Genomic DNA, 19,211 nt, shown 5'->3' on the forward strand with positions numbered 1-19,211 from the left:
ATACAAACAGGAGGGGCATCGTGAACGAGACGAGCAACTGGCCCGGGATGCAGTTCGGTGTCATGACGGTGAGCGACATCACCCAGGACCCGACCACCGGCAAGACCCCGAGCGAAGCCCAGCGCATCCAGGACACGCTCACGATCGCGAAGCACACCGAAGAGGTGGGTCTTGACGTCTTCGCCCTCGGTGAGCACCACAACCCGCCGTTCTGGTCGTCGTCGCCGACCACGACGCTGGCGTACATCGCCGCGCAGACCGAGCGGCTCATTCTCACGACCTCGACGACGCTCATCACCACGAACGACCCGGTGAAGATCGCCGAGGACTTCGCGATGCTGCAGCACGTCTCGGGCGGTCGCGCCGACCTCATGCTCGGTCGCGGCAACACGGGACCGGTGTACCCGTGGTTCGGCAAGGACATCCGTCAGGGCCTGCCGCTGACCATCGAGAACTACGACCTGCTGCACAAGCTGTGGCGCGACGACGTCGTCGACTGGGAGGGCAAGTTCCGCACGCCGCTGCAGGGCTTCACCTCCACGCCGCGGCCCCTCGACGGGGTGCCCCCGTTCGTCTGGCACGGCTCGATCCGCACGCCCGAGATCGCCGAGCAGGCCGCCTACTACGGCAACGGATTCTTCGCGAACAACATCTTCTGGCCCAAGGAGCACTACCAGCGCTTGATCACGCTGTACCGCGAGCGCTTCGCCCACTACGGCCACGGCACGCCCCAGCAGGCGATCGTGGGCCTCGGCGGCCAGGTGTTCATGCGCGCCAACTCGCAGGACGCGGTGCGGGAGTTCCGCCCCTACTTCGACAACGCCCCCGTCTACGGTCACGGCCCGAGCCTCGAAGACTTCAGCGAGATGACGCCGCTCACCGTCGGCTCGCCGCAGCAGATCATCGACCGCTACGCCGCGATGCGTGAGACGTTCGGCGACTACCAGCGCCAGCTCTTCCTCATCGACCACGCGGGTCTTCCCACCAAGACGGTGCTCGAGCAGCTCGACATCCTCGGTGGCGAGGTCGTGCCGGCCCTGCGCAAGGAGTTCCAGGTCAACCGCCCGGCCGAGGTTCCCGACGCGCCCACGCACGCCAACCTCGTGGAGAAGATCTACGCCGGCGCGGCCCCGCGCCAGGCCGTGCCCGGCGCCAACCGCGGCGACAACCTCACCGCCGGCAGCCCCTACCAGGACGCCCCGGCCAAGGCCGGCAGTGCCTTCGGTGCCGCCGCAACGCGTGTGGGGGCCTGACATGACCGCCCGTCGTATCGCGGTCGTGACCGCGGGTCTGTCGACACCGTCTTCGACGCGCATGCTGGGTGACCGCCTCGCCCACGCGGCGCTCGCCGAGCTGCGTGAGCGGGGGATCGACGCCACATCCGACGTGTTCGAGCTGCGCGACTACGCGCACGACCTGACCGACAATCTGCTCACCGGCTTCGCCCCGGCCCCCCTCGAGCAGATGATCAACACCGTGGTCTCGGCCGACGGCATTATCGCGGTGACGCCGATCTTCTCCACGAGCTACTCCGGGCTGTTCAAGTCGTTCATCGACGTGCTCGACCCGCAGGCGCTCACCGGCACCCCGGTGCTCATCGGGGCGAACGCCGGCACGGCCCGGCACTCGCTCGCGATCGACTACGCGATCCGGCCGCTGTTCACCTACCTGCACGCCAACCCCGTGCCCACGGGTGTCTTCGCGGCATCCAGCGACTGGGGCGCCAACGCGGACGAGGTCGCGCCCCTCGGATCGCGCGTCGACCGCGGCGCGCGCGAGTTCGCCGACGCGATCGCCGCTCGCGAGCCGGTGCGCGACGCCGACCCGTTCGACCCGACGTCGTACCTCGGCGCGGGGAAGTCGTTCGGCCATCTCCTCGGGGGTCTCTCCGGCGAGTAAGCGTTCCGCAGGCCCGAAGCCCCGCCGGTGATCCGGCGGGGCTTCGGGCGTCTCCGGAGTGGGGGCTGGGCTTCGCCGCGTGGGGGGCGGAGGGGGTGTGTCGCGGCGAGGGGCCCCTCCCGTCGCCCCGTGTCCTCCGTCCCGCACGGGGTCGTGCGTGATCTTGTGGCCGGCGCGGCGTGGTGCGTGCTCCTGCGGCTGCCGTCGGTGAGGAGTGGAGGGCCTGGGGCGAGCGGAGGACTGTTGCCGCGTCGAGGTCCTCCCGTCGCCCCATATCCTCTGTTCCTCTCGGCGCGGCGCGTGATGCCCCGTGTGCTCTGTTCCTCTCGGCGCGGCGCATGATGCCCCATGTTCTCTGTTCCTCTCGGCGCGGCGTGTGATGCCCCGCGGCTCGGCGGGACCGCTTCTTGCGCCGGGGTTCGCGCGCCCGCGGCGTTTCCTGCTCCTCCCCTCCCTGCGGGCTGCGCGGGCGCCCGTGCGCAGCGGAGGGGCAGGTGAGGGCGGAGGATCGTTCTGGCTCGGCGGTCCTCCCGCGGCCCCATCCCCTCCGCCCGTCACGCAGGTCGCGGCGTGCCCGTCCGCGAGCGGCCGAGCCGAGCCGCGCCGGCTCACTAGGGTGAGGACGGGAAGGGATGCCAATGGATGCCGAGCAGTGGGACGAGCGATACCGCACCTCGAGCGGCGGGGTGTGGGCGAGCGAACCTCCCCGAGCCGTGCAGGAGATCGCGGGCGCGCTGCGGCCGGGCACCGCGATCGACGTCGCGACCGGGGACGGGCGCACCGCGCTGTGGCTCGCTGCGCGCGGCTGGACGAGCACGGGCGTGGACTTCTCCGCCGAAGGGCTCGCGATCGCCGCTACCCGGCCCGGGGGTGAGGCGGTGACCTGGGTGCGCGCCGATGTGCACGAGTGGGAGCCGCTGGCGCCGGTCGATCTGGTGGTGTCGTGCTATCTGCACCTGCGCGACAACGTGGCGGTGATCGCCCGACTCGCCGGATGGGTCGCCCCCGGCGGCACGCTCGTGGTGGTCGGGCACGACGTCGACAACATCGCCGCGGGTGGTCACGGGCCGTCAAATCCGGCGATCCTCTACACCCCCGACCTGCTGCGTGCCGCCGTCGGCGATGGCTTCGACATCGCGCGGTGCGAGCGCCTCACGCGCGAGAGCGCCGACGCCGAACTGCGCGGAGGCCACGCCCGGGCGGCGGTGGACACCCTCCTGCACGCCGTACGTCGGCGCTGAGGGCTGCACGCCGTGCGTCGGCGCTGAGGAGCCGTTTCCGGCCCACCCAGAGCGACTCTCACAGCACGATGTCGGACGCCGTCCGCAGCTCGCGCGCCCCGGCCGGTCGCGCGCCCCGCTGCACGAGAACGTCGACCGCGGCCAGCGGCCCGACGTCGATGCGAGCCTCCGCCGCGATCTCGCCGATCGGTACCTGGAAGGTGCGGAATGCCGCGAGGGGCGGCACCGCGAGTCCTGCCCGCGTGTCGACCAGGGCGCTCTGGTCGAGCACGAACCCCGCCGCGGCGAGGCGCTCGCCGGTGCGCCACGCCGCGATCTTCCAGAAGCGCAGCGGCACCCGGATGCCGCGGTACGGCGGGTCGTCTTCACCCCGCACCGGCGCGGTGAAGACGGCGAGCCGCTGGTCCGTCGCTTCGGCGTACGCGAGCACGTGGTCTTCCAGCCCGAGCCACAGCTCTTTCGACTGATTGAACCCGGCGGCCTGCGGGGCAGCATTCGGGTAGAAGAACGTGGCGGCGGTGGCATCCTGAGCCTCATCGGGCGACCCCCAGCCCGGATCGCGGCGGCGCACCAGGTGGCCCCGGTCGAGATCGTTGCGGGCGTAGACCTCGGGGCCGGCCTGCGCCTCGTCGGGCACGCGGGGGTCGAGGCGCCAGTCGCCCCGTCGGGGCAGGTCGCGCAGGGTCGCACCGTCGATGACGACGCCGGTAACGGCCGCGAGCCGGCGAGCGGGATCGAGCAGCACCGAGAAGCGCGGATAGTCCAACCGGGTCGTCGGTACGGCGGGTGAGGGGAGGGGCAGGGGGATGCCGAGGAAGTCGGGGACGTAGCCGTCGCTCATGTCTCCATCGTGCCCGGGGCTTCCGACACCGGGGCAGACTCGTGTCATGGAACACCATGTGAAGACCCGGAACGACGCTCCCGAGGGGTTCTTCGCCGCGGAGGCGGCGGGCCTCCGCTGGCTCGCCGACGCCGGCGGGGCCCGGATCGTGCGGGTGCGCGAGGTGTCCGGTGACCGGATCGTGCTGGACCGCGTCGACGAGGTGCGCCCGAGTGCCGCGTCCGCCGCGGCCTTCGGCAGCGCGCTCGCCGCGACCCACGACGCCGGTGCCGACGGGTTCGGCGCACCGCCGCCGGGGTGGTCCGGCGACATCTGGATCGGCAGTCGCGCGCAGCCCGCCCGCGTGACGCACACTTGGGGCGCGTTCTACGCCGCGCAGCGCATCGAGCCCTTCCTCGCCCCCGCCGTCGCGGCGGGGAACCTCTCGGCATCCGGCGCCGAGGTCGTCCGCCGCGCGTGCGCGCTCATCTCCGCCGGGGCTTTCGACGACGGCGACGCCCCCGCCCGGTTGCACGGCGACCTCTGGGCCGGCAACGTGCTGTGGTCCGCCGAGGGGGTCGTGCTGATCGACCCGGCGGCCCACGGCGGTCACCGGGAGACCGACCTGGCGATGCTCGCACTGTTCGGCTGCCCTCACCTCGACGACATCGTCGCCGCCTACGACCGGGCGCATCCGCTCCGCGACGGCTGGCGCGACCGCGTCCCGCTGCACCAGCTGCACCCGCTCGCCGTCCACGCCGCCGGACACGGACCCTCGTACGGACGCGCACTCGTCGACGCCGCCGAGCGGACACTCGCTCTCACCTGAGGCGTCGGCTACGCCGAAAGGCCCTTGGCCGCGCGCCGCCGCGCTCGCCGTGCCAGCACCAGGTCGATGCCCAGACCGATCCCCACCGCGACCGCGATCGAGACGATCACCGCCACCACCGGTCCGCCGGGAACGAGCGCCGCCACGACCGCCCCGATCACCGCCTGGTAGGCCGCCCAGGCCAGGGCCGCCACCGCCGCGATCCCGAGGTACCGTGCCGGAGCGACCCGCGCGGCCCCCGCGGCGAGGTTCACCGCGAGCCGCGCGAACGGCACGAACCGAGCCGTGAACAGCACGACCGCGGCGTTTCGCTCCAGTCGAGCCCGCGCCCAGTCCAGCGCGGCGCGCACGCGCGGGCCTCGCATCCAGGCCCAGCGCTCCACGCCGACGACACGACCCACGACGTAACAGCACAGATCCCCCGCGAAGGCCGCCGCGCCGGCGACGGCGATGACCGCGGCCAGTGGGGGCGCGCCGTGGGATACCGCCAGCGCACCGAACGCGGTGACGGCCGCCTCGCCCGGAATCACGACGAGAAACGCGTCGGCGAAAACGAGCAGGGCCATAGCGGGTAGGGCCCACGGGCTCGCGGCCATCGCGGTGAGCCACGCGTCGATCCCGTCCATCACGTCACTCTCCGTCGCGGATCGAGACGCCCGGCCCACGGGGTGGTGACCGGGTGCGGAGCATCCGGTGAACATCGCGAACGTCGGGCCCGCAACGGCGCCATGACCCCCGCGCGGGTCCCACTCTGGAGGCGTGAGAGTCGCGCTGCTGGCCGAGTCCTTCCTCCCGCACATGAACGGGGTCACCGGTTCCGTTCTTCATGTCCTGCGCCATCTGGCGGAGGCAGGTCACGAGACGCTCGTGATCGCCCCCAAGTCCGGCGATGTCACCGCCGATCTGCACGGCGCCCGTACCGAGCTGCTCCGGTCCGTGCCGCTGCCGTCGTACCCCGAGGTACGCGTGGTCTTCGCCCGCGCGGCCCGCCTCGGCGCACTGCTGCGCGAGTTCAACCCCGACGTCGTGCACCTGGCATCCCCGTTCATCCTCGGATGGCAGGGGCTCGCCGCCGCCGACGCCCTGAAGATCCCCTCGGTCGCCATCTACCAGACCGACGTGATCGCGTACGCGCAGAAGTACGGCCTGCCCCACGCGACCGCGCTCGTTGCCGGCCACGTCACCCGGCTGCACCGTCGTGCCACTCTCACCCTCGCTCCGTCGTCGGCGTCGATGCAGCAGCTCGAACAGCTCGGCGTGGATCGCGTCCGTCGGTGGGGACGGGGAGTGGATGCCGTGCGCTTCGCGCCCGAGCACCGCGACGAGGCCTGGCGCGCCGCCGTGGCCCCGAACGGCGAGCGCATCGTCGGCTACGTCGGACGCCTCGCGCCCGAGAAGCAGGTCGACGACCTGCGCGCCCTCGCGGCCCTTGACGGCACGCGACTGGTGATCGTGGGCGACGGGCCCTCGCGCCCCGCGCTGGAGAAGGCGATCCCGGATGCCGTGTTCACGGGGCACCTCTCGGGGGCGGCGCTCGCGTCGACCCTGGCGGGCTTCGACGTCTTCGTGCACCCGGGGGAGAGCGAGACGTTCGGTCAGACGATCCAGGAGGCGCTCGCGAGCGGCGTTCCGGTGGTCGCCACCGGCGTCGGGGGGCCGCTGGACCTCGTCCGCTCGAGCGTGGACGGCTGGCTCTACCGTCCCGGCGACCTCGACGACCTGCGCGCCCGCGTCGCCGACCTCGTGGGCGACGAGTCCAAGCGGCAGGCCTTCGCCCGCGCGGCGCGCGAGGCCGTCGCCGGACGCACGTGGGAAGCCCTCACGCAGACCCTCGTCGAGCACTACCGCGAGGCCGCGGCGCTGCGCGCGATGGACGACGGCATGCTCGTGCGCGGGGGAGCCCGCCCCGAGGTACCGGCGTCACGCACGCGGGGGCGCTGGACGCGATTCGTGGCCCTCGGCGACTCGCTCACCGAGGGGCTGTGCGATGGGTCGCGCATGCCGTCGGGGCAGTTCCGTGGCTGGGCCGATCGCCTCGCGGAGCTCCTGGCGCACACGAGCGATGAGGGGCCGTTCCGCTACGCCAACCTCGCGGTGCGCAGCCGGCGCGTGCGGCACCTGATCGACGAGCAGATCCCCGCGGCGCTGGAGCTGCGGCCCGATCTCGTGTCGATCCTCATCGGAGCGAACGACCTCGTCGGTCCCGCCCCGGTGATCCCGGCGCTCGTGGCCGAGGTGGAGTCGGCGGTGCGCGCCGTGCGACGTACGGGGGCGGACGTGCTGCTGGTGACGACGTTCCTGCCGCGCCGGGCCGCGGCCCGCATCTTCGCCCGGCGTTTCGCGGCGTACAACGTCGAGCTGAGGCGGATCGCCCGGACGACCGGCGCGATTCTGCTCGACCTCGAGGCGGTGGCCGAGATCGGCGATCTTCCGCTGTGGGCCGACGACCTCGTGCACCTCCGTTCCCGCGGGCACCGCCTGGTCGCCTACCGTGCCGCCGAGGCGCTCGGGGTGCCCGACGCCGGCGCCCTCCTCGGCCTCGACGAGGCACTGCACGCCGACGACGACGTGCATCAGCCCGGATGGCTGACCCGCGACGCCCTGCCGTGGGTGTGGCGCCGCATGCGCGGACGCACCGCGGGCGATGGCATCCTGCCCAAGCACGACGGATACGTCGACCTCCCCACCCGCGGCGACCGCCAGCGTCAGCCCGCGTCGTCCTGACGCTGCGGCCGCTGCGGCCGCTGCGGCCCCGGGATGCCGGCCGAAACCCCACGTTCGGGTCGAGCGCACACGTTGCGGTCGTGCGGAACGTGTGGCTTCGTGCGGAACGTGTCGCACCGCGCGGCGCGGCGCGGGCGGGGCGGCGCGGGGCGCGCGCGGCGCGGGCGGCGTCAGTACCAGCCGGTGGACTCGGAGTGCGCCCAGGCGCCGCACGGGGAGCCGTAGCGAGCCTTGATGTAGGACAGACCCCACGCGATCTGGGTCGCGGCATTCGTGCGCCAGTCGGGGCCGGCCGACGACATCTTCTCGCCGGGAAGGGCCTGAGGGATGCCATACGCACCGCTCCACGGATTCAGGGCCTCGGCGCGCCACCCCGACTCGCGATTCCACAGCGACACCAGGCACGAGAACTGGTCGTCCCCCCAACCGTAGCCGCGGATCGCGCCGCGGGCGTGGTCGCGTGCTTCGCCGGGGCTCATCGTGGGCCCGGCCGGCGCGGTCGAGCCGCCGCTCGAGCTTCCACCGCCGGAGCCGCCGCTCGAGCCGGTGCCGCCGCCCGAGCCGCCGCCGGAACCCGACCCACCGGAGCTGCCCGAGCTACCGGACCCGCTCGTGCCGGATCCCGCCCCCGCGCCCGAGCCGCCGCCGCCCGCGCCCGCCCCGCCGCCGGTCGCGCCTCCGGGTTCGGCCGCCTGTGCCGCCGTCTGCTGCGCCAGCCGGGCCGCCCGCTCCTGCGCCGCCGTGGTCTCGCGCAGCGCGGCGAGGCGCGCGTAAAGCCCGTCGAGCTCGGCCTGGGTCGCGGCCACCGTCGTTGCTTCGGTGTCGGCCTGCGCCCGGGCCGCGGCGGCGGTCGACTCGGCCTCGTCCGCCAGGCGCGACGCTTCCGCCCGTGCGCCATCGGCCTGCGAGCGCAGCGACTCGGCGACGTCGGCGGCGCTCCGGGCCCGGCCCGCCGTCCGGGCGGCGACGGTGGTGACCCGGTCCAGGATGCCGAGACGCTGCAGCAACGAATCCGGATCGGCCGTCGTCAACAGCTGCGCGACGAGAGGGCCACCGACCGTCGTCCGGTACAGGCGTGACGCGCTGGCGCCCGCTCGGGCGCTGGCCTCGGCGAGTTCCGCGTCGGCGGTGAGGCTTTGCGCCGTCAGCGTGGCGGCGCGCTCGGCGGTGGCCTCGGCCTGAACGCGGGCGCGTTCCGCTGCGGCGGAGGCATCCAGGGCTCGACGCGAGGCAGAAGCGGCCGCGGTCTCGGCGGCATCCAGGGCGCGCTGCACCTCGATGACCGCCGGGTCGCCGTCATCCGCGGATGCGGCGTGCGCCGGCCTCGCCGCCGCCGGGGAAAGGGCGAGGACCGCACTCAGGAGCACGCCCGTGAGCACCGTGTGACGGGTGCGACGCGTGAGGCTCATGAGGTCACGCTACGGCACGCCTCCCGCCGAAAACACCCCGGGAAGCCCGTCACTGATAGGCTCTGGGAGGGTGCCGCACTGGCATCCGCTCAACTCAAGATGAGCTCACGGAGCAGGCCGGCAGACGCTGGTCCCCTGTGGTGGACTCCCCGTCATGACGCCGGGTGGTCGTCTACTGGTGGCCAGTCGCCGGGATTTCCGGGTCGACACGTCGGCGCGCCCTTTCTGCCTGTTCCTGCTCCTTCGCATGTCAGCTCGTCGCCCACACGGGGCGGCGAGCCTAAACAAAGAAGGAGGGACCTCTTGGAAGGTCCAGAAATCACTGCCGCTGAAGCCGTTCTCGACAACGGCCGTTTCGGCACCCGCACCGTCCGCTTCGAAACCGGTCGTCTCGCGCAGCAGGCGCAGGGCGCCGTCGCCGCGTACCTCGACGAAGAAACCATGCTTCTCTCGGCCACCAGCGCCGGCAAGCACCCGCGCGAAGGCTTCGACTTCTTCCCGCTGACCGTCGACGTCGAAGAGCGCGCATACGCCGCCGGCAAGATCCCCGGCTCGTTCTTCCGCCGCGAGGGTCGCCCCTCCACCGAGGCCATCCTCGTGTGCCGCCTGATCGACCGCCCGCTGCGTCCGTCGTTCGTCGACGGCCTCCGCAACGAGGTGCAGATCGTCGTGACCGTGCTCTCGATCGCGCCGGGCGAGTTCTACGACGCCCTGGCCATCAACGCCGCGTCGCTGTCGACCCAGATCTCGGGTCTGCCGTTCTCGGGCCCCATCGCCGGTGTGCGCCTCGCGCTCATCCCCGGCCAGGGCGACCACGCCGACCAGTGGGTCGCGTTCCCGACCGTCACCCAGCTCGAAGACGCCGTCTTCGACCTGATCGTCGCGGGCCGCGTGCTCGACGACGGCGACGTCGCCATCATGATGGTGGAGGCCGAAGCGACCGAGGGCAGCTGGAACCTCATCAAGGGCGGCGCCACCAAGCCGAACGAGCAGGTCGTGGCCGAGGGCCTCGAGGCCGCCAAGCCCTTCCTCCGTCAGCTGGTCGACGCTCAGAACGAGGTCGCTCGCACCGCGGCCAAGGAGATCCAGTCGTTCCCGGTCTTCCCGGCCTACAGCCAGCAGACCTACGACTTCGTCGCCGGTCGCGCGTACGACCGCCTCGTGCCGGTGTACCAGATCGCCGACAAGCAGCAGCGTCAGAACGCCGACGACGAGGTCAAGACCTCCGTCAAGGAGCAGCTGGTCGCCGCCGTCGAGTCGGGCGAGCTCCCGGCCGTCGCGACTCTCGAGTTCAACGCCGCCTACAAGTCGGTGACGAAGACGATCGTCCGCGGTCGCATCCTCGCCGAGGGTGTGCGTATGGACGGTCGCGGCCTCGCCGACATCCGTCCGCTCGACGCCGAGGTGCAGGTCATCCCGCGCGTCCACGGATCGGCGATCTTCCAGCGCGGCGAGACGCAGATCCTCGGCGTCACCACGCTGAACATGCTCAAGATGGAGCAGCAGATCGACTCGCTGTCGCCCATCACGAGCAAGCGCTACCTGCACCACTACAACTTCCCGCCGTACTCGACCGGTGAAACCGGTCGTGTGGGCAGCCCCAAGCGTCGCGAGATCGGGCACGGCTTCCTGGCCGAGCGCGCGCTCGTGCCGGTGCTCCCCAGCCGCGAGGAGTTCCCCTACGCCATCCGCCAGGTCTCCGAGGCCCTCGGGTCCAACGGCTCGACCTCGATGGGTTCGGTCTGCGCCTCGACTCTGTCGCTGCTGAACGCGGGTGTGCCGCTGCGCGCTCCCGTCGCCGGTATCGCCATGGGTCTGGTCACCGACGAGGTCGACGGCCAGACGCGCTACGCGGCCCTGACCGACATCCTCGGCGCGGAAGACGCCCTCGGTGACATGGACTTCAAGGTCGCCGGCACGAGCGAGTTCATCACGGCGATCCAGCTCGACACCAAGCTCGATGGCATCCCGTCGTCGGTGCTGGCCGCCGCGCTCACCCAGGCCAAGGAGGCTCGTCTGACGATCCTCGGCGTCCTGAACTCCGCGATCGACGCTCCCGACGAGATGGCGCCCACCGCGCCGCGCGTCATCAGCGTGCAGATCCCGGTCGACAAGATCGGTGAGCTCATCGGGCCCAAGGGCAAGACGATCAACTCCATCCAGGACGAGACCGGCGCCCAGATCTCGATCGAGGACGACGGCACCGTCTACATCGGTGCGACCGACGGCCCCTCGGCCGAGGCCGCCCGTGCCCAGGTGAACGCGATCGCGAACCCCACCAACCCCGAGGTCGGCGAGCAGTTCCTCGGAACGGTCGTCAAGATCGCGACGTTCGGTGCGTTCGTTTCGCTCCTGCCCGGCAAGGACGGTCTGCTGCACGTCAGCGAGGTCCGCAAGCTCGCCGGTGGCAAGCGCGTCGAGAACGTCGAAGACGTTCTGTCGGTCGGTCGCAAGATCCTGGTGCGCATCACCAAGATCGACGACCGCGGCAAGCTCTCGCTCGAGCCCGTGCTCGACGAGACTCCGGAGCCCGCTGACACCGAGGGTTCGGCCGCGTCGAGCGAAGGCCCCGAGGCTCCCGCCGAGGGCTGACCCCCGCTTCACCGGATGCCCGTCCCGCTTCGTGCGGGGCGGGCATCCGTGCGTGGGGGCGGGGGAGAGCAGCCCGCGGAAGCGTTACGCAATGTTTATCGGCAGACCGGGCGATTCGGGGGGCGACTGCGGGGGAGGCTCTACCCTCGAAATACGCGCCGGGGGGCGCAACGGGTGCCGAAGGCGTCCGGTCTCCGGCGCACCGGGAGGGAACCCATGAGCGGCTCGGGCGTCGATGAGACGGCCTCGCCGCGTCTGCGCCGCGATCGCGCCGCGCACCCTTCCGCTCCGGTCGCCCTGCAGGGGCCCGGACTGGGCTCTCACGTCCGCGTCCCGCTGGGCGAGACCGGCTTCGACGTTTTCCCCCTGTTCCTGGGCGGCGGTGAGTTCGGGTGGAACGTGGACGCCCGTACCAGCCACGACATCCTCGACGCGTACGTCGAACTGGGCGGCAACGCCGTCCACACGGCCGACAGCTACGGCGCGGGGCGCAGCGAGCACATCATCGGCTCCTGGATGCACTCACGGGGGTCGCGAGACGACACCGTCCTGACGGTCCGGATCGGGCGGCATCCCGACAATCCGGGTCTCGGATCCACGAACCTCGTGCGCGCCGTCGAGGCCTCCCTGAGCCGGTTGGGCACCGACCGTATCGACGTGCTCTCCCTCGATGCCGTCCGCGGCGAGCCGGCGGTGCTGGAAGACACCCTCGCCACGTGCGAGTGGCTCGTCGACTCCGGCAAGGTGCGGGCGATCGGCGCCCACGGCTACAGCGCCGCTCAGCTGGTCGAGGCGCGCATCCTCTCGTCGGCGGGCTACCCGCGTGTCACGGTGCTCGACGTGCCGTACAACGTCTTGCGTCGCGACGAGTTCGACGGTGATCTGCGGTTGATCGCCTCGGCGCAGGGGATCGCCGTGACGCCCTCGCATCCACTCGCCCACGGCTTCCTCGCCGGCGAGACCCGCACCCGCGGCCAGCAGGCGACCTCGGTCCGCGGCACCCAGGTGTCTGCGCACCTCAACCGGCGGGGCTCCCGCGTCCTGCGGGCCCTCGACGTGATCGGCAATGAGTTGGGTATTCCGGATGCCGCGGTGGCAGTGGCGTGGCTGCTCGCGCAGAAGGTGGTCACCGCACCCATCGTCAATGCCTTCGCCCCGCGACACGTCGTGGAGTGCATGCGCGCGGTCGGTGTCCGGCTCAGCCGCGCGCACCTCGCGGACATCGCCCGCGCTGCCGAGTGACCGGGCGCGTGTCGGGGGTGTGACGTAGGCTGGAGGTGTTCGGCGGGGGTTCCGCACACTGACGACGAGGTGAGTTGAGTGACGCACTACATCTACCTGGTGCGCCATGGTGAGCATCAGGATGCCGAGCACGGCCTGACCGACGGCCCGCTGTCTCCGCGAGGGCAGAGGCAGGCCGCACTGCTGGCCGACCGCCTGTCCGGGCTGCCGTTGAACGCGGTATGGCACTCCCCGCTCGAGCGTGCGGCGCAGACCGCGCGCGCGGTGGCCGAGAGGCTTCCGTCGGTCGCCCCCGAGGCATCCGCCCTGCTGTTCGACTGCGTGCCCACGGGCATGACCCCCGAGACGCCGGCGGCGTACGAGCCCTTTTTCGGCTCGGTCACCGAGGCCGAGATCGACGCGGGGCGCGCGCAGATGGCCGATGCCACGGCCGAGTTCCTCGCCCGAAAGACCGGTGAGGTGCACGAGCTTCTCATCACCCACAACTTCGTGATCTCGTGGTTCGTCCGCGAGGTGCTGCAGGCCCCCGACTGGCGCTGGATGACGATCAACCAGGCGTACTGCGGCCTGACGGTGATCGCGCAGAAGAAGGGGCGTCCGTGGACCGTGCTGTCGCACAACGACCTGGCGCACTTGCCCGTCGAGTTGCGCACGGGGCTGGTGGATCCGCTGCCGGTGTGAGGTCTTCGGCCGGGAGGCCGGGGCGAGTGGGGTTCAGCGGAGCGGTTTGCTGTACCAGCGCGTCGCGTTGGCGTTGTCGTTGTACGCGGGGATCGAGACGAAGCCCGACCGGGCGTAGAGCCCGCCCGCGGCTTCCAGGGTGTGGTGCGTGTCGAGGACGAGCTCGGCGGCGCCCCGCTCGCGCGCCCGTCGCTCGAGGTCGTCGAGGAGCAGGCGGCCCCAGCCGCGTCCGCGTCCGGTGTCGTTGACGAAGAGGTGCTTGACCTCATCTCGCGGCCCGAGCGGCCCATCGTCGAGACGACGGATGCCGCCGCACCCGGCGGGGTGGCCCTCGTCGTCCTCGAGGACGACGAAGACACCGGCCGGCTCGACGAACGTGGCGGGGGAGGGGAACACCGTGCGATACGTGCCTCCCGGGAAGATCGCGGCGCGGAGCGCGAAGTACTCCTCCAACAGCGCGTGCGCGTCGGGAGTGTCGGCGGGGGACGTGCGAATCGAGACCACCCGTCGATGCTAGGCGAGGTCGGAGCGGCGCGTCTGTGGAGAGAGCCCGGCCCGCATCCGCGCCGCCGCCTAGGCTGGGAGCATGACGACACGCGTAGCCATCGTGGGCGGAACCGGAAAGCTCGGCGGAGTGATCCGCGAGGTGGTCGAAGCCGAAGAGGGGTACGACGTTGCCGCGGTCCTCGGCTCCGGGTCCGATCTCTCCGAGCTCGACGGCGCCGACCTCGTGATCGACGCCTCGACCCCGGCGGTGTCGATCGACGTGGTCCGCGCGGCCATCGAGCGCGGCATCAACGTGCTCGTCGGCACGTCCGGATGGTCGAACGAGCGCATCGCCCTGGTGCGCCCCCTCGTGGAGGCCAGTGGCACGGGCGCCGTGTTCATCCCGAACTTCTCGCTGGGATCGGTGGTGGGCAGCGCCCTGGCCGCCGCGGCGGCACCGTTCTTCCCGTCCATCGAGATCGTCGAGGCGCACCGCGACACGAAGGTCGATTCCCCCAGCGGTACGGCCGTCCGCACCGCCGAACTCATCGCGGCGGCGCGTGGCAAGGTCGGTCCGGTGCAGTCGCCGTACGTCGACCAGCGCGCCCGCGGTCAGCAGGTCGCCTCCGTCCCCATCCACTCGCTCCGTCGCCCCGGTGTGGTGGCGCGGCAAGAGACCGTACTCTCGGGCGCGGGGGAGTCCCTCACGATCGTGCACGACACGGTAGATCCCGCCACGGCCTACGCGCCCGGCATCCGGATCGCCATGGCTGCCGCGCGCGAGGCGCGCGGCGTCATCGTCGGCCTCGACAGCTTCATCGACATCGGAGTGCGCACGCGCCCCGCACGCGAGGAAGCGCCCATCGCCGACGATGCGGTCCCGGGCCAGGTCGCCGGCGTCACCACCGCATGAGAGCGCGTATCGCCGTCGCGATCATGACGGTGCTCCTGCTGCTGTACATCGTGCTGGCCGGGCAACGGGCCGTGGTGCTCCTCACCAGCGGCGACGCGGTGGGCGTCGCCATGGGTGTTGCGCTGATCGTGCTGCCGATCATCGCGCTCTGGGCGATCGGGCGCGAACTCTGGTTCGGGGTGCGTGCGCAGAAACTCGGCGAGATGTTGGATGCCGAGGGCGCCTTGCCCGACGAGGAGGTCGAGGTGCGGCCGAGCGGACGCGCGACGCGCGACGACGCCGACGGACTGTTCCCGGCGTATCGGGCCGATGTCGAGCAGAATCCCGCGGACTGGCGGGCCTGGTACCGGCTCGGGCTCGCCTATGACGCCGCGGGCGACCGCCGCCGTGCGCGCGAGGCCGTGCGAAAGGCCATCGCGCTCGAGGCGCAGGAACGCCGCGCGTCCGCTCCCGGTCGCTGATCCCGTCGCCCGGGGTGCTCGCGTCGGTCAGCCCGCGGCGGGCACGGCGGAGGCGACGGCCTCTTCGACGGTGCTGTGCGTGAAGGTAAAGCCACTCTGCTCCAGCACGGTCGGACGAACGTCGGCGTCGGAGGTGAGCAACGCCTCGGTCGCATCGGCGCCGAGACCCAGCTTGATGCCCCAGACGGGGGCGCGCAGCGCGTAGGGACGGTTCATGCGTCGCGCGAGGGCGAAACCGAGATCGTTAGCCGTCGCCCGCGTCGGGCCGGTGAGGTTCACCGGACCGTCGATCTCGGAGTCGATCACGTGTCGGATCGCCCGGACTTCGTCGTCGAGGGTGATCCAGGGCCAGACCTGGGTCCCGCGGCCGATCGGACCGGAGATGCCGAGCTTGGTCAAGAGCAGGAGGGGTTTGAGTACCCCGCGCTCGTGTACCACGGGGGCCGTGCGCAGGAGGGCGACCCGGGCGCGGGGCCCGGCGGCGAGAGCGGTGCTCTCCCACTCGCCGCAGATGTCGGCGAGGAACCCCTCACCGCGACGGGACTCCTCGGTCAGGACCGCCCCGGGCTGCGAGCCGTAGTACCCGGTCGCCGAGGCATTCACGAGTGCGGGGGCGTCGTCTCCGAGCGCGCGGATCGCCGTCGCCAGCGTGCGCGTCGGCGTGATTCGCGACCACAGGAGCGTGCTCTTGTACGAGCGGGTCCACGGGAACCGGCCGATCGTCGCACCGTTCAGGCAGACCACGGCCTGCGCGCCCGCGAGGACCTCGGGGTCGAGGGGAGCGGCATTTTCGAGCCACTGCACCTCGTGCGGACCCGACGGGGCGTGGCGCACCAGCGAGGTGACCTCGACACCGTCGGCGCGCAGCGAATCGGCCAGCGCCGAGCCGATGAGGCCCGACGCGCCGGCGAGGACGACCCGTCGGGCCGAGGACGACTCAGGCAAGCGTCGCCTCGAGGGTGATGTCGATCCCCGCCAGCGCCTGCGAAACGGGGCAGTTCGCCTTGGCATCGTTCGCGATCTTCTCGAACGTCGCCGCGTCGATGCCGGGGACGACCGCGTTGACGTTGAGGTGGCTACCGGTGATGCCGGTGCCGGGAATGAAGGTCACCGAGGCGGTCGCGTCGATCGACTCGGGCGGGGTGCCGTTGTCGGTGAGGGCGTTGGAGAGCGCCATGCTGAAGCACGAGGAGTGTGCGCCGGCCAGAAGTTCCTCGGGGGTGGTGACCGAGCTCGAGCCCTCGCTGCGCGCCTTCCAGTTGACGTCGAACGTGCCGATTCCCGACGAGGTGAAGGTGACCTCGCCCGATCCTTCGAACAGGGTGCCCTTCCAGGCGGTGGTGGCTTCGCTCGTGACGGACATTCGTACCTCCCGTATGTGGACGCAACCGGAATGGCTGCGGCGTCGTCAGCCTAGCCAGCACCTCCGACGTGCCGGAGGTTCTTGACAGGTGCCTCGCCGAGAGGTCGTCAGGCCGCGGAGGGGCGACGGCGGCCGACGAGACCGGCGCGCTGGAGCAGCAGATACAGCTGGCATCCCAGGCACAGTCGGAACACCGCGTTCAGGAAGGCTGCGACGAAGGCCATGGCCGCGGCGATCGGCAGCGCCCACGGGACGCCCGCCAGGTGCAGGAGCAGGCCGACACCGGTGACGAACAGGCCCACGCCCTGGGCGAAACGCGGCGGGCGCGGGTCCTCGAACTCGGTCGCAGGGGCGAGCCGCGGCTGCACGACGCGGCGGTAGAGCACGCCCCACGGGGCGGTGCGCGGCGACGCGACGCCCCACACGAACAGGGCGGCGATCACCAGCAGCAGGAGGAACCCCGGATCGGCGGCGCGCGCTGCCAGCGGCGCGGTCGAGACGGCCCATCCCCCCGCGTCGGCCCGCTGCGTCGAGATGCCCAGCAGCGACAGCAGGGTCGCGGTCAGCAGCAGGACGGCGGTGATGGATGCCGCGAAGCGGGGGCCGCGGACGTCGATGCGGGCAGCCTCAGGCACGGGCGGACTCCTCTTGCAGGCGGGTCAGTTCGAGTTCGACGACCGCGCGTCCGGGGGTTCCCCCGAAGCGGGTGCGGATGACGCCGTGGCGGTCGAGCACAAGGGTCGTCGGCGTCTGCAGCACGCGGAAGTGCTGGGCGATGTCGGGCCGGTGGGTGAGGTCGACATCGAGGTGCCGGACGCCGTCGCGCTCGTCGGCGATCTCGGAGAGCATCCGGTGCACGCCGGGGCAGCGGGAGCACATCTCGGTGCTGAACTGCAGCAGGGTGGCTCCGCTCCCCAGGGCGTCGGCACCGAGGCGACGGGGGTCGACGACCTCGGCCGAGTCGACGGCGCGAGCGCGACCCTGCGTGCGGCGGAACACGACACCGGCGATCGTCGCCACGACGAGGAGCGCGGCGGTCGCGAGAAGGGCAAGGGTCAGGTCCACAGCCGTCAACGCTAACGCGCCCGGCGGCGGGGAGGGCCGATGAGTCCCCGCGTGACGCTGCCTCCCCGTGTTCTCCCGGGCGGTGTCCAGGCTCGCCCCTCCTCCCCAGCCCCGATGCGGATGTGTGCGTGGTCGGCAGCCCCCCTTTCGAAAGGTGACGCGGGTATCGTGAGGGCCGTGACCGCCGACATCCTCACGCCCTACGAAGACCTCCTCCGCGACGTTTTCGAAACCGGCGTGCACAAGTCCGACCGCACCGGCACCGGCACGACGAGCGTGTTCGGTCGCCAGATTCGCTTCGATCTGGCGCAGGGCTTCCCCCTGGTCACCACCAAGCGCGTGCACATGAAGTCGATCGTGTACGAACTCCTGTGGTTCCTCCGCGGCGAATCCAACGTGGGGTGGCTGCAGCAGAACGGCGTCAGCATCTGGGACGAGTGGGCCGACGCCGACGGTGAACTCGGCCCGGTGTACGGCGTGCAGTGGCGTTCCTGGCCGACGGCCGACGGGGGGACGATCGACCAGATCGCGCAGGTGATCGAGCAGATCCGCCGCGATCCCGATTCGCGCCGCCTCATCGTCTCGGCGTGGAACCCCGCCGACATCCCCGACATGGCCCTGGCTCCGTGCCACGCCCTTTTCCAGTTCTCCGTCGCCGACGGCAAGCTGTCGTGCCAGCTCTACCAGCGCAGCGCCGACATGTTCCTCGGGGTGCCGTTCAACATCGCCTCGTACGCGTTGCTGACCTTGATGGTCGCGCAGCAGACCGGCCTGGAGCCCGGCGAGTTCATCTGGACGGGGGGTGACTGCCATGTCTACGACAACCACCGCGACCAGGTGCGTGAGCAGCTTTCGCGCGACCCGTACCCGTACCCGACGCTCCGGTTCGCCCGGAAGCCCGAGTCGATCTTCGACTACACGTACGACGACATCGTTCTCGAGGACTACGTGCACCACCCGGCCATCCGCGCGGCCGTCGCGGTATGACCGCGCTCGGGCTCATCTGGGCGCAGGCACATGACGGCGTCATCGGCGCCGACGGCGGAATGCCGTGGAACGTTCCCGAAGACCTCGCGCACTTCCGTGCCGTCACGGGCGAGTCCGCCGTCATCATGGGCCGGCGCACGTGGGAGTCGCTCCCGCCGCGCTTCCGGCCGCTCCCGGGGCGCCGCAACATCGTCGTGACCCGCTCCGACGAGTGGAGCGCCGAGGGGGCGGAGCGCGCCGGTTCGCTCGATGAGGCGGTCTCCCGCGCCACGGGCGGACGCGCATGGGTGATCGGGGGAGGCCAGCTCTACACCGAAGCCATCGCGCGCGCCGATCTCCTCGAGGTCACCCGGCTCGACCTCCGGGTCGACGGCGACACGCGCGCCCCGGGCCTCGACGGCTGGAGCCGTGTGTCGTCCGACCCGGACGAGGGCTGGCACGTCTCCCGCAGTGGCATCCCATACCGCTTCGAGACCTACCGGCGCGCGGGGCAGTAGTC

General features: G+C 71.7%; 20 protein-coding genes. 12 read left to right on the forward strand and 8 right to left on the reverse strand.

Annotated elements, in window-relative coordinates; all coding sequences use genetic code 11:
* The first annotated feature begins 47 nt into the window (after positions 1 to 47).
* The 3 genes from ACU6WY_RS04800 to ACU6WY_RS04810 all read left to right on the forward strand — a co-directional run bounded on the left by ACU6WY_RS04800 (position 48) and on the right by ACU6WY_RS04810 (position 3,140).
* The gene (locus ACU6WY_RS04800) at positions 48 to 1,253 is read left to right on the forward strand and encodes an LLM class flavin-dependent oxidoreductase (RefSeq protein ID WP_483821854.1); all 1,206 of its coding nucleotides are present in this window, start codon (positions 48 to 50) and stop codon (positions 1,251 to 1,253) included.
* Position 1,254: 1 nt separating this feature from the next.
* The gene (locus ACU6WY_RS04805) at positions 1,255 to 1,899 is read left to right on the forward strand and encodes a CE1759 family FMN reductase (RefSeq protein ID WP_483821320.1); all 645 of its coding nucleotides are present in this window, start codon (positions 1,255 to 1,257) and stop codon (positions 1,897 to 1,899) included.
* A 632-nt stretch (positions 1,900 to 2,531) separates the two neighbouring features.
* The gene (locus ACU6WY_RS04810) at positions 2,532 to 3,140 is read left to right on the forward strand and encodes a class I SAM-dependent methyltransferase (protein WP_483821321.1); all 609 of its coding nucleotides are present in this window, start codon (positions 2,532 to 2,534) and stop codon (positions 3,138 to 3,140) included.
* A gap of 58 nt (positions 3,141 to 3,198) precedes the next feature.
* On the opposite strand, the gene ACU6WY_RS04815 is transcribed toward ACU6WY_RS04810, so the two are convergent.
* A complete protein-coding gene (locus tag ACU6WY_RS04815) occupies positions 3,199 to 3,981 on the reverse strand; it encodes a DNA/RNA non-specific endonuclease (RefSeq protein ID WP_483821322.1) in 783 nt (260 codons plus the stop codon).
* Between the two features lie 46 nt (positions 3,982 to 4,027).
* Here ACU6WY_RS04815 and ACU6WY_RS04820 point away from each other — a divergent pair, with 46 nt between their 5' ends.
* Entirely contained in the window at positions 4,028 to 4,789 is a 762-nt protein-coding gene (locus ACU6WY_RS04820) for a fructosamine kinase family protein (RefSeq protein WP_483821323.1), read from the forward strand.
* 8 nt (positions 4,790 to 4,797) lie between these two features.
* Here ACU6WY_RS04820 and ACU6WY_RS04825 read toward each other — a convergent pair whose 3' ends face one another.
* Positions 4,798 to 5,415 carry a VTT domain-containing protein gene (locus ACU6WY_RS04825; RefSeq protein WP_483821324.1) on the reverse strand — a complete coding sequence of 206 codons (618 nt, stop codon included), beginning with the start codon at positions 5,413 to 5,415 and terminating at the stop codon, positions 4,798 to 4,800.
* A 133-nt stretch (positions 5,416 to 5,548) separates the two neighbouring features.
* Between ACU6WY_RS04825 and ACU6WY_RS04830 the strand changes: the two genes are divergently transcribed.
* The gene (locus tag ACU6WY_RS04830) at positions 5,549 to 7,513 is read left to right on the forward strand and encodes a glycosyltransferase (protein ID WP_483821325.1); all 1,965 of its coding nucleotides are present in this window, start codon (positions 5,549 to 5,551) and stop codon (positions 7,511 to 7,513) included.
* A gap of 170 nt (positions 7,514 to 7,683) precedes the next feature.
* Here the strand turns inward: ACU6WY_RS04830 and ACU6WY_RS04835 are convergent, their stop codons facing one another.
* A complete protein-coding gene (locus ACU6WY_RS04835; RefSeq protein WP_483821326.1) occupies positions 7,684 to 8,922 on the reverse strand; it encodes an aggregation-promoting factor C-terminal-like domain-containing protein in 1,239 nt (412 codons plus the stop codon).
* 303 nt (positions 8,923 to 9,225) lie between these two features.
* Here ACU6WY_RS04835 and ACU6WY_RS04840 point away from each other — a divergent pair, with 303 nt between their 5' ends.
* The 3 genes from ACU6WY_RS04840 (at position 9,226) to ACU6WY_RS04850 (ending at position 13,437) form a co-directional block, all read left to right on the forward strand.
* Entirely contained in the window at positions 9,226 to 11,514 is a 2,289-nt protein-coding gene (locus ACU6WY_RS04840; RefSeq protein ID WP_483821327.1) for a polyribonucleotide nucleotidyltransferase, read from the forward strand.
* Between the two features lie 216 nt (positions 11,515 to 11,730).
* Positions 11,731 to 12,756, forward strand: coding sequence for an aldo/keto reductase (locus ACU6WY_RS04845; RefSeq protein WP_483821328.1), 1,026 nt, complete (start codon positions 11,731 to 11,733; stop codon positions 12,754 to 12,756).
* Between the two features lie 78 nt (positions 12,757 to 12,834).
* Positions 12,835 to 13,437: a histidine phosphatase family protein gene (locus ACU6WY_RS04850; protein ID WP_483821329.1), complete on the forward strand. Its 603-nt coding sequence runs from the start codon at positions 12,835 to 12,837 to the stop codon at positions 13,435 to 13,437.
* Positions 13,438 to 13,470: 33 nt separating this feature from the next.
* On the opposite strand, the gene ACU6WY_RS04855 is transcribed toward ACU6WY_RS04850, so the two are convergent.
* Entirely contained in the window at positions 13,471 to 13,941 is a 471-nt protein-coding gene (locus ACU6WY_RS04855) for a GNAT family N-acetyltransferase (RefSeq protein ID WP_483821330.1), read from the reverse strand.
* Positions 13,942 to 14,023: 82 nt separating this feature from the next.
* Here ACU6WY_RS04855 and dapB point away from each other — a divergent pair, with 82 nt between their 5' ends.
* Together dapB and ACU6WY_RS04865 are read left to right on the forward strand one after the other, a co-directional pair.
* Positions 14,024 to 14,836: a 4-hydroxy-tetrahydrodipicolinate reductase gene (gene dapB, locus ACU6WY_RS04860; protein WP_483821331.1), complete on the forward strand. Its 813-nt coding sequence runs from the start codon at positions 14,024 to 14,026 to the stop codon at positions 14,834 to 14,836.
* Entirely contained in the window at positions 14,833 to 15,297 is a 465-nt protein-coding gene (locus ACU6WY_RS04865) for a hypothetical protein (RefSeq protein ID WP_483821332.1), read from the forward strand. Before dapB ends, ACU6WY_RS04865 begins: the two co-directional genes overlap by 4 nt.
* Positions 15,298 to 15,324: 27 nt before the next feature.
* Here ACU6WY_RS04865 and ACU6WY_RS04870 read toward each other — a convergent pair whose 3' ends face one another.
* From ACU6WY_RS04870 to ACU6WY_RS04885, 4 genes are all read right to left on the reverse strand, one after another.
* The gene (locus ACU6WY_RS04870) at positions 15,325 to 16,242 is read right to left on the reverse strand and encodes a TIGR01777 family oxidoreductase (RefSeq protein ID WP_483821333.1); all 918 of its coding nucleotides are present in this window, start codon (positions 16,240 to 16,242) and stop codon (positions 15,325 to 15,327) included.
* The gene (locus ACU6WY_RS04875; RefSeq protein WP_483821334.1) at positions 16,235 to 16,660 is read right to left on the reverse strand and encodes an OsmC family peroxiredoxin; all 426 of its coding nucleotides are present in this window, start codon (positions 16,658 to 16,660) and stop codon (positions 16,235 to 16,237) included. Before ACU6WY_RS04875 ends, ACU6WY_RS04870 begins: the two co-directional genes overlap by 8 nt.
* Positions 16,661 to 16,767: 107 nt before the next feature.
* A complete protein-coding gene (locus tag ACU6WY_RS04880) occupies positions 16,768 to 17,295 on the reverse strand; it encodes a DUF4395 domain-containing protein (RefSeq protein ID WP_483821335.1) in 528 nt (175 codons plus the stop codon).
* Entirely contained in the window at positions 17,288 to 17,725 is a 438-nt protein-coding gene (locus ACU6WY_RS04885; protein ID WP_483821336.1) for a TlpA family protein disulfide reductase, read from the reverse strand. Before ACU6WY_RS04885 ends, ACU6WY_RS04880 begins: the two co-directional genes overlap by 8 nt.
* Positions 17,726 to 17,902: 177 nt before the next feature.
* Here ACU6WY_RS04885 and ACU6WY_RS04890 point away from each other — a divergent pair, with 177 nt between their 5' ends.
* Positions 17,903 to 18,712 (forward strand): thymidylate synthase, encoded by an 810-nt coding sequence (locus ACU6WY_RS04890; RefSeq protein WP_483821337.1) that lies wholly within the window; start codon positions 17,903 to 17,905, stop codon positions 18,710 to 18,712.
* Positions 18,709 to 19,209: a dihydrofolate reductase gene (locus ACU6WY_RS04895; protein WP_483821338.1), complete on the forward strand. Its 501-nt coding sequence runs from the start codon at positions 18,709 to 18,711 to the stop codon at positions 19,207 to 19,209. The genes ACU6WY_RS04890 and ACU6WY_RS04895 overlap by 4 nt, the downstream gene beginning before the upstream one ends.
* Positions 19,210 to 19,211: the final 2 nt, after the last annotated feature.

This window comes from Microbacterium sp. ZW3a (genome assembly GCF_057167165.1).